The organism is Mesorhizobium sp. M7A.F.Ca.MR.362.00.0.0 (assembly GCF_004023175.1).
GTDB lineage: Bacteria > Pseudomonadota > Alphaproteobacteria > Rhizobiales > Rhizobiaceae > Mesorhizobium.
The window spans coordinates 14,661-15,016 of the sequence record NZ_RZTF01000134.1 but is presented as its reverse complement, the minus strand read 5'-3'; the positions used below and the strand labels follow the sequence as shown (position 1 = coordinate 15,016).

Below are 356 nucleotides of genomic sequence, written 5' to 3'. Positions count from 1 at the left end.
ACCGCGCCGTCGACGGTGCGCTGGGTGCCGAACTGCTGGTCGCCTTCAAGCGGCTGATCGAGAACCCGATGGGCATGCTGGTCTAGGACGGAGAGGGCGGTGCGGATCTTCTTCACCTCCCTCATGGCGTTTTTCCTGTCAGGATTGGCAGGCGGCCTGGTTGCTCAACAGCTGGCGGTCGCAACCCATGCGCAGGAAGAATACATTCTGGTGTTCATGACGTCGGTGCTTGTCACCATTGCTACGACGATCATGTTTTTCATCGCGCAGCTTTTTGCGAACGCACCGACGATCATCAACTGGCTGGGCCTCTGCGCAATTGTCCTGTTCGTGCTGATCGGGCTCGGCCTGATCTG

Annotated in this window: 1 pseudogene; it reads left to right on the top strand. The window is 59.0% G+C overall.

What is annotated here, in order from left to right:
* Positions 1–99: 99 nt before the first annotated feature.
* A pseudogene (locus tag EOC06_RS42760) lies at positions 100–356 on the top strand (hypothetical protein); the annotation flags it as partial.